Origin of the sequence: Rhodococcus sp. (in: high G+C Gram-positive bacteria) (assembly GCF_049286785.1) — a bacterium.
Taxonomy (GTDB): Bacteria; Actinomycetota; Actinomycetes; order Mycobacteriales; family Mycobacteriaceae; genus Rhodococcus_F.
Window position 1 is genome coordinate 1 of record NZ_JBAQEO010000054.1, and the last position, 10268, is coordinate 10268.

Annotated in this window: 3 protein-coding genes; all 3 read left to right on the top strand. The window is 63.3% G+C overall.

Annotated features, from left to right (window positions below; all coding sequences use genetic code 11):
- The coding region (locus WAW17_RS02200) for a response regulator (protein ID WP_422331388.1) at positions 1-405 on the top strand (405 nt) is incomplete at its 5' end.
- 817 nt (positions 406-1222) lie between these two features.
- A complete protein-coding gene (locus WAW17_RS02205; RefSeq protein ID WP_422331389.1) occupies positions 1223-6775 on the top strand; it encodes an isopeptide-forming domain-containing fimbrial protein in 5553 nt (1850 codons plus the stop codon).
- 28 nt (positions 6776-6803) lie between these two features.
- On the top strand, positions 6804-10268 hold a 3465-nt coding region (locus WAW17_RS02210; RefSeq protein ID WP_422331390.1), incomplete at its 3' end, for an OmpA family protein.

The following is a 10268-nucleotide window of genomic DNA, read 5'->3' on the forward strand; positions in this document are numbered from 1 at the left end:
GTCCCTGCGAAACGCGGGGAAGAAATTCTGCGTGGTGGGAAGGAGACCATCCTTCTGGCGGAAGACGAGGAAGCGATCCGTGCACTTGCCGAGCGTGTTCTCATGGGGTTTGGATACACGGTCCTCGTGGCCCGGGACGGGGAGGAGGCGATCGAGATTTTCCGGCGGCACAAGGAGATCGCTCTCGCCGTGCTGGACGTGGTGATGCCGCGGAAGGGGGGCAAGGAAGCGTTCGACGAGATGCACAAGGCAAACCCGAACCTCAAGGTGATCTTCATGAGCGGTTACAGCGCCGATGCGATCCACGATTCCTTCGTGTTGACCCCCGGCACGCCGTTTTTGCAGAAGCCGTTCGGCCCGACGGTCCTGGCGAGGAAGGTAAGGGAGACGCTGAATACGCAATGATACGTGGGGGGGACGCGAAACATGAACGGGAAAGAAAAAAGCGCGCGCGATAGATAAATTCTCCTTCGTATCCGCTTCCGCTCTTTACTTCAAACTGCTGAAAAACGATTCCGCCACAGCGTTGTTGAATCGGCGGGCAGACCGCCCGCCCGGTTCATGGGGGTCAACATCCGGTATCAAGATCCGCTTTGATCGCGCGTTCCAGAAACGAATTCAACGCGTCCAGCCACCCGGTAGGGCCAGCGCTCTCCGCCGGGCCCGGGCGCGGGTTCGGGGTCTGTTTCGGGTCGGTGCTGTCGCTGTCGTCGCCGGAGCACATGGACTCTCCGTCGTCAGGACCATGCCTGCCCGATTCGCCTGAGTCTGCAAAGGATCCCATATGTCCTTGAGATTCACGTCCGGAGGGTTCAGATTCCCGTTTCGGGAGACGCCATCGGGCCCGCCGCCCGGCCAGCATTACGACAAACACGACACCGGATACCGGCGCCCCCCGCCCTTTCCCGCCCGGAATTTCGTTTTCGAAATTCCGCGATACGTTCCGTCGAGGCTATTCCACTTCTGAAATTCCACGCCGTCCGTTTGCCCGCCCGCCGGCGGCCGCCGATCCTGCCGGCGCACCGCGGGAACCCCCTGGGCCGGGGGCCGCCGGAATACTGTATCTCCCTTCGCCGAAACGGGATTCCCCCGCTCTCCCCCCCTCTCTCCGCCGCGCCCGCGGGGTTGGAACGGGCGGGGACCTGACCGCTCGTGGCACGGAACATGAATCATTCGGGCAGACCGGTCGCCATGGAGCCGTTTCCGGGCGGCTGCGGAGGACGTGTTCGAACCGGAAGGCGTGGAGGTGAAGAAGTTCTTTATGGCCCTGATGTCTCGTGGCTCCAGACTCGGTTTCCTGCTGCTGATCCTGTTGGCCCTGTTGCTGGGTACCGCTTCCCCGGCGGTGGCCGTGGAGAAGTTTTGCAGCGATCCTCCGTACTTCGGAGTGATCGACGGTTATATACGTCCTGTTCCTACCCAGATCACGGTCGACAGGGATTGCACGTTCAAGAACTTTCCGCAGTCAAACCCGCTGACCTCCACCATCAACTTTCAAACGAACGACCCTTCGATCTATCTCATTGTCTTCGAAAACGTTTATTACACAGGCAACATGGCGTGCGCCAACGTCGAGCACAGGATCTGGTTCGCCAACAGCTCGTATTACGGCTCCAATAACGCCTGCCAGGACCTTTTCATCCCCGTAGAAACCATCGACAAGAGGAACCCTGCGGGCCAGACCACGGCCGTCGTCGGCGTGCCCTTCACCTACACGCTCACGCTCCCTGCCTACTCCGATGTGGGCGGCCCGTCGGTCAATGACCTGCACTCCGTCATTATCTGGGACGATCTCACCGCGCAAGGGACAAGCGCGGACCTCGCCTATCCAGGGGCGGAACTCACCTACCTGAGCAACACCGCCTACCTGGTGAACGGCGGCACCACTACGCCGCTGGGCTCGGGCTCACTGATAAATACAGGAGATAGCAAGCACCTCGAGTTCAACAAAACCGCCAACCCGGCGTTGGCATTGATTCCGGCCGGATCGCAGATCGTGATCAATCTAACGGTCGTCCTCGACAACACGGCGGCGAACGCGCCGGGGAGGCAGTTCGTCAACACCGCAAAGTGGCAGTTCGGGAGACTCATCGAAGGCGTGTACTACGAACCCCTGCCGGGCCAGTGGGGGCGAACGGAGCCGATGACGATCGTCAGGCCCGATCTCGTGGTCACCAAGACGGGGCCGACCTCGGTGATCGACCGCGGGCAGTGGGCGGCGTTCACCATCGACGTCTGGAACAGAGGGCCCTCGTCCGGCGATGCATGGAACGTCAACATTGTCGACCTGCTGCCGAGCACTTCGCCGACCACGAGCGATGGCGGGATGTGCGATCTGACCCCGGAGGTGACCGGCGTCACGCTGGCGGGCACTTCTCTCACCATGGGCACCGACTATTCGCTCAGCTACGCCGGCTGCCAGCTCAGCCTCGCCCTGCTCGGGACGGCCGACCGGAAGATCGGGACGGACGAGCACCTGGTCATCTCCTACCGGACCAAGGTCGACGCCGACAGCGCAAGTGGCGCCGTGCTCACAAACGTTGCCGCCGCCACCCGGTGGTCCAGCGGGAAAGACGGCACCATCGGCCAAACCTACGCGTGCACCCCGACCGACGGCACGGTGGGCATTGAGGACTGTCAGGACGCCCACAACGTATTGGTGGTGCTTTCGGGGTATTTCTTCGAGAAGACCGCCGCGAACCCGGCGACCGGTGCGATCGTCTCCACCGCTCTGGCGGGTCAGACGCTTCGCTACACGTTGAGTCTGCAAAACTTCAACGACCAGCCATTCACCGGCGTTCGTTTCCACGACGTCCTCAACAGATTGAACCCGTCGCCGGCATTCGTGCCGGGCTCGCTCTCGCTCGTCAGCTATCCCGCGGGAGCGGACGTCTCCCAAACCGGCAACGGGATCCTCGACATCCGCAACCTGAACGTTTCGGCCGGCGGCGTGATCGAGGTCACGTTCGATATCACGCTGGCCTCGACCCTCGCGGAAGGTTTCGTGGTCCGTAACCAGGCGGACCTCTTCGAGGGCGCCGCCGATATCGGGAACAGTGACGATCCCGGCATCAATGGTCAGGCCGATCCCGCCGTACCGGGCGACGAGGACCCGACGCGCGTGGTGATCGCCTTCCCTGCGCCGCCGCCGCCGGCGAAGGCGCTGGTCTCTCCGACTACGCCTGAGGCGACCATCGGCCAGGAGGTGGCGTACGAGATCAGGGTGCCCGGAACGGTGAGCACCCGGCCGCTGTACGACGTCGCGGTCACCGATGCGCTTGACGCGAACCTCGAATATCTGGGCTTCACCCAGACCGGCGGCCCGGCGGTGACGGACAACAGTGTCGCTCAAAACCTTAGCTTCCGCGTCGCCCAGATCCCGGCCGGCCAGCAGGCGGTCTTCACGGTGCGCGCCCGCGTTCGCAACGTCCCGGGAGCCCAGCAGGGCATCGCGATCAACAACGCGGCCTCCTATACATATTCCAACACCCAGGGCGGTGTCCCACAGCCCGCGCTGACCAGCGGGACCGTGACGCTCCATGTGGTCGAGCCGCATGTAACGAGCATCACCAAGAGCGCCAACCCGACCACGCCGGCCGCCGGTGAGACCGTACGCTACAGCGTGACGCTGACGGCGAGCGGCACCACCTATTCGTCGGATGTGTTCGATGTAACGATCACCGACACCCTGGGCCTCGGTTTGGTCTACGCCGGCAACCCGACCGTCACCGTCGGAGGCGGCGTCAGCGGCAACAACACCATCGGAGCGCCCGTTGTCACCGGCGACAGCATCAACCAGGCGCAAACGCTTCTCTGGAGTCTGACCAATGGCAATGCCGACATCGACATCGCCGAAGGCACGTCCGTCACCATCTCTTACGACGTTCGCATGCTCGGCGGCGTGCTCGCCCAGACGATCGCGAACAGCGCCGTCGCGCAGTGGACCGGCATCGACGGCCCGAGCGCATTCGAGCGCAACGGCACCGATGGCATCGGGGGGCTGACCGACTACGTAACGGCACCGGCCACGGCCACGATCGGCAACCAGCCTCTGCTGTACGCGCATAAGACCGCGCAGATCTACCCCCCGGACATCGGCTCGCCGGGGATCGTCGATCCGGGCGACGTGCTGCGCTACACCATCGTCCTCAGCAACTCCGGCGCGGTTTCGGCCACGGGTGTCGTGCTCACCGACAACGTTCCGGCCAATACCACCTACGTGGCCGACTCCCTCCGTCTGAACGGCGCGTCGGTGGGATCCGACGGCGGCGTGTCGCCGCTGATCGCCGGCCTGTCGGTGCAATCCGCCGACAATCCGGGCGCCGGCATTGTTTCGGCCGGCAATAGCGCTGTGGTCACTTTTGAGGCCAGGGTCAACGACGGTGTTCCCACGGGGACCCTCATCATCAACCAGGGCCGTATTACCTCCGGCGAACTGCCGCAGGGGGCTACCGATGCCGACGGCGTGCCCTCCAACGGCAACCAGCCGACCATCGTCGTCGTCGGTGCAGTGCAGCTGCTCTCCATCACCAAGGAGGTATCGGCGGTCGGTGGCGGAATCGCCGAAGCCGGCGGCCAGCTGGAGTACGTCATCCGGGTGAACAACATCGGCAGCCTGCCCGCCACCGGGGTGGTGGTGACCGATGACCTGAATCCGCCCTTGGGCAATCAAGTCACCTACGTCGCCGGGTCGGCCACCTTGAACGATTCCACCGACGGGGTTGTCTTTGCCGGCGGGGTGCTCACCGTTAACTATGCCGCCCAATACGGCGATCTGCCGCCGGGCGCCGACCGCATCGTGCGCTTCCGCGTGCAGATCAACTCCACCCTCGCCATCGGAACGACCATCACCAATACCTCCGTGGTCAGCTGGAACGACAACACTGAATCGGCCAGCGTATCCATTGACGTGGGCGGAACGCCGGGAAGCGCCAATCTCAACGGTAACGTCTGGCACGACGCGAACCTGGATAAATTGGTCGACAGCGGCGCCGAGACCATGATGGAGGGCTGGTCGGTCGAGCTTTATCGGAACAATCAGCCGGTCACCACGGCGCTCACCGATGCCAACGGTTTCTATCGGTTCAGCGGCCTGGCGCCCAACGCGGGCACATCCGACCTTTATGAGCTGCGCTTCCGTGCGCCGGGCGCGGGCTCGACCACGGCTTCGATGGGTACGGCCGACTCGCCGTTCACCAATGGCCCGCAGCGGATCAGCGGCATCACCGTCGCCCCGGGGGCCAATCTGCAGTACCTGAATCTGCCGCTCTGGCCCAACGGAACCGTGTACAACTCCGTCGCGCGCGTACCCGTTGCCGGAGCCGGCGTGGCGATGCTGAATGCGGCGACGAAAGCCGCACTTCCGGGCCAATGCTTCGACGACCCCGTACAGCAGAATCAAGTTACGGCCGCGAACGGCTTTTACAAGTTCGACCTGAACTTCAGCGATGCCTCCTGCCCGGCGGGCGGGGGCTATCTCATCGAGGTGACGCCGCCCCCCACCGGCTACATGACCATGCCGTCCCGGATCATTCCGCCGGCCAGCAGCGACAACACGGCTTCGTTCTCCGTTCCCGCCTGTCCCGGCAGTGCGGACGACGCGGTGCCGGCTACCACCGGGTACTGCGAGGTTGTGGCCTCCGCGGCGGTGCCGCCGACGTCGGTTCTGCCGGGCGCGGCCGGCACCACCTATTATCTGCACCTTCTGCTGAGCAATGGAACCGTGCCCGGGCAGAGCCAGGCGTTCAACAACCCGATCCCCATCGACCCGGAACTCTATGGGGCCGTGGCCATCAGCAAGACCTCCTCTTTAACCAACGTGACGAAGGGGACGCTGGTGCCCTATACGATCACCGTGACCAACGTGTACGGCGCGCCGCTGTCCGGTATCAGCATCGTCGATCGATTCCCGGCCGGATTCAAATACGTGGCAGGTTCCGCCCGCCTGGACGGCAATCCGGCCGAACCGCTGATCAACGGTCGGGAGCTTGTCTGGAACGGCCTCGATCTGCAGTTCAACCAGAAACGCGCCATCCGGTTTCTGCTGGTGGTGGGCTCCGGCGTCTCCGAAGGCGAATACGTAAACAGGGCCCTGGCGCTCAATACCACCACCAGCGGCGCCGTCTCGGGCGAAGCGACGGCCACCGTGAGGGTCGTCCCCGACCCGGACTTCGATTGCACCGATGTGATCGGCAAGGTGTTCGACGATGGCAACCGGAATGGGTGGCAGGACCAGGGCGAGAATGGACTGCCCGGGGTTCGCGTTGTGACGGCGCGCGGTCTGCTCGTCTCCACCGATAATAACGGACGCTTTCACATCACCTGCGCGGCCGTCCCGGACGAGGACCGCGGCAGCAACTTCATCCTCAAGCTGGACGAGCGCAGCCTGCCCAGCGGTTATCGCCTGACCACCGAAAATCCGCGCGTTCAGCGGGCTACCCGCGGCAAGATGCTGCGCTTCAACTTCGGCGCGACGATCCATCGCGTGGTGCGCATGGATATCGCCGACGGCGCCTTCGAGCCCGATACCACCGAAATCAGGATGCAGTGGACTCAAAGAATCGACCAGTTGCTTGAAGAACTCAGGAAGGGGCCGTCCGTGCTCAGGTTGTCCTATCTTGGCGATGTCGAGCCCAAGGCCCTGGCCCTGAAACGTCTCGAGGCCCTGAAAAAGGAAATCACCTCACGGTGGAAGCAGTCGGGCGCCGGCTACCAGCTGACCATTGAGACCGAATTCTTCTGGCGACGCGGCGCTCCGGTTGCCGGTCACCGATAACGGAATGATGAAATCCATGGTACGTCACGTGCGCATCGTGAAGGGCTTCTTTCCGAGGCACGGATTCGTTGTCCTGTGCGTGTGCGCCGCCACCGTGGCGGGCACCGGGGCTGCCTCCTCCGAGGAAACGGGGGTAAGGGAGACCCATGTGACCGGAGAGGGAGCCGAGAAGCACCTGCCGACCGACCAGCCTTTGACCCCGTGGGTCCATGACCCCGCCATATTTGAAAAGGACGAGGGGGACAAGACGGAACTGCGCGAAGTCGTCGAGCAGGAAGTCACGACCATCAAGCTCGACAACCTGGTCCCGCCCATCCATTTCGGCCTGGGCGATATTGAAATTACCGGGAATTATCTCAAGGTCCTCCGCGAGGTGCTCGACGGCATGCGCGATCGCGCCAATGTACGTCTCCACTTCGTCGGTCATGCCGATACCCTTCCGCTCAGGGGCGAGCTGATAAATATCTACGGCACCAACGTCGGGCTGTCGCGCGAACGGGCGGGGACCGTGGCCGAATACTGCCAGCGCGCGCTGAGCCTTCCTCCCGAAGCCATCTCCTACGAGGGGCTTGGCGACAGTAAACCGGTCGCCAGCAATGCGACGGAAGAAGGACGGCAGCGCAACCGTCGCGTGGAAGTGCAGGTCTGGTACGACGAGATCAGCGAAAAGCAGACCGAAAAGGAAGTGGTCGTCCCCAGCGAGAGGAACCGCATCAAGGTCTGCCGGACCGAGACCGTCTGCAAATTGCGCTATAAGGACGGCCACTCCCATCGCGCGCGCGTGAAGAACCTGACTTCCCCCCTTCATTACGACAAAGGCATGCTGAGCGTGCCGGAGGAATTTCTGCAGCAGGTCAGGCAGGCACGGAAAAATCTCGGCGGCAAACAGAACCTTGTGGTCAAGTTCATCGGCTATGCGGATGACATCCCGCTCAAGGGACGGGACGAACGCATCTACGGCGACCTCACAGGGCTCACCAAGGCGGTTGCCCGGCGCGTTGCACTCGCCGTTCAGGATGATCAGGGCCTGCCCAACGACGCCATTGATACCGAGGGCCGCGGGGCATCGCAGCCTGTGACCACGAACGATACGCAACAGGGGCGCGCGCTGAACCGGCGCGTGGAGGTGGAGTTCTGGCACGACGATCCGCTTCAGGATCTTCCCGACGAGCCCCAACTTTGCCCTGACGCCCTCGGCGCCGAAACGGTCACCCGCGTCTACGATTCGCCGTCGGGGGGCATCGACCCGATCCTGTTTGAAAACGGAAAACCCGTCATACCCGATGGGTACACCGACCGACTGCGCCGCATCATGGACGAGATCCGCGACAGGACCCGCGTCCGCCTCCGGTTTGTCGGCTATACCGCCAACAAGCGCCTCGACCGGCGTACGGCCGCGGTGTACGGAGACGACATCGGCTTGTCCATGTCGCGTGCACGCCGTTCCATGGCGGCCGTCGGCGAGCAAATGGGATTAACGGAAAAGCAGGCGGAGTTCGACGGCCGCGGTTATGTTCAGTCCGACGAAGTGGTAAACGCCGGTTTTGTCGAGTCCGATACGTCGAAAGTCAAGGTGCAGGTGGTCTACGATGAACCGCGCATTCGCGACGACTACGAGGGCGTGGAGGTCACCCCGTTGACTCGCGAGGTGAGCACTGCCAATCCCTTCGCCCTGAATCTCATGCGCATCACGGTGGACGGAAAACCGGTCGATGATCCGGGCAAGTGCAGTTCCGACGTGCAGCGCTGCACCGACGTGGCCCTCAAAAACGCCCGGATCCAGTTCAAGAACGACAGCCTTGCGCTTACGCCGCGGCTGAACGTGACCGCATGGCCGACGACCATCCGTTATCAGGACCTTCCGGATACGGCGTTTGCCGAAAACCTGGTGCAATTTCGCCTGTACGTCAATTACCGCAACTTCATCGAGCGGGCGGAGGTCAGGATTTTCGAAGAGGAGCAGTCCGTCCGCGATACGCCCCTCGCCGTCGTCGAGATGGACGCCGACGGCATGGCCCAATGGCAGCCCGGGTTCGAGTCTTTCTCCGCGCCGGTGCGCAAATTGAAATACCTGGTTCGGGTGTATGACGGGAAGGGACTCTTCGACGAGACGACTCCACAGTCCCTGTGGGTGGCGGACCGCATCGATCCGTCGGTTGCCGAAGCGAATGTCGACGAAAAACTGCGGGCCGGTTATGGCGAGAGCCGCATCGCCGGCCGGAATATCCGCCTTCACGGCGGAACGGTGCAGGCCTACGGCACCGCGATCCCCAAAGGACGGGGGGTGTGGATGGCCGGCTATGCGGTGCCCGTGGACGAGAAGGGCAGTTTCGTGGCGGAAGAGATCCTGCCGGAGGGCATGCATACCGTGGAGGTGGCGGTTCTTGACAAATCCGGAAACGGCGAGATCTTCCTGCGCGACCTGGAGCTGAAAAAGAGCGACTGGTTCACCGTGGGGATCGCCGACCTGACCCTGTCCGGAAACAAGACGGACGGGCCGGCCGAACTGCTCGCGCCGGACAAACCCCGGTACGGCGAAGACATGAGCCTCGAGGGCCGCCTGGCCTTCTATACCCACGGAAAGTTCGCAAACGGCTGGTCGCTGACGGCGAGCGCCGATACCCTCGAAGATCCCCTGGACGAGATCTTTTCCAACTTCATGGACAAGTCCCCCGAGGCGCTGTTCAGGCGAATAGACCCGGACTACCACTACCCGACCTTCGGCGATGACGGCACCGTCGCGGAAGACGCGCCGACCACCGGCAAGTTCTTCGTGAAGGCGAAAAAAGATAATACGTACGGGCTCTGGGGCAACTTCAAGACGGCGTATGCCGATACTGACCTGGCGCACGTGGACCGCGGGCTGTACGGCGCCAACCTGCATTATCAGCCCCTCAAGACCACCAGTTTCGGCGAACCGCGTCTGCTGTTGGACGGGTTTGTCGCGGACCCGGGAACCGTTGCGGGACGCGATGAGTTCCTCGGCACGGATGGATCGCTCTATTTCCTGCGCCGGCAGGACGTGCTGGAGGGTTCCGAACGCCTGCGCATCGAGGTGCGCGACAAGGATTCCGGGATCGTTCTGGCGGTCAAGAACCTGACTCCGGTGCTCGATTACGACATCGACTACCTGCAGGGACGCATCCTGCTTTCGCAGCCCTTGCCCGCAACGGCGGACGACGGCCTCTTGGTCCACAGCGGCTCCATCAGCGGGCATCCGGTCTTCCTGGTGGCCCGTTATGAATTCACCCCCGGGTTCGACGACCCGGACACGCTGGCGGCCGGCGGCAGGGTCCATTACTGGTTCAATGACCACGTCAAGGTCGGCGCGACCGCCAGTCGAGAGGAAGAGGGGGACATCGAAACCAGCCTGGGTGGAGCGGACCTGACCCTGCGCAAGTCCTCGGCGTCGTGGCTCAAACTGGAAGCGGGCCGCACCAAAGGTCCGGGCGTTCCGGCAAGCACTTCCATCGACGGCGGTTTCGGTTTCGAC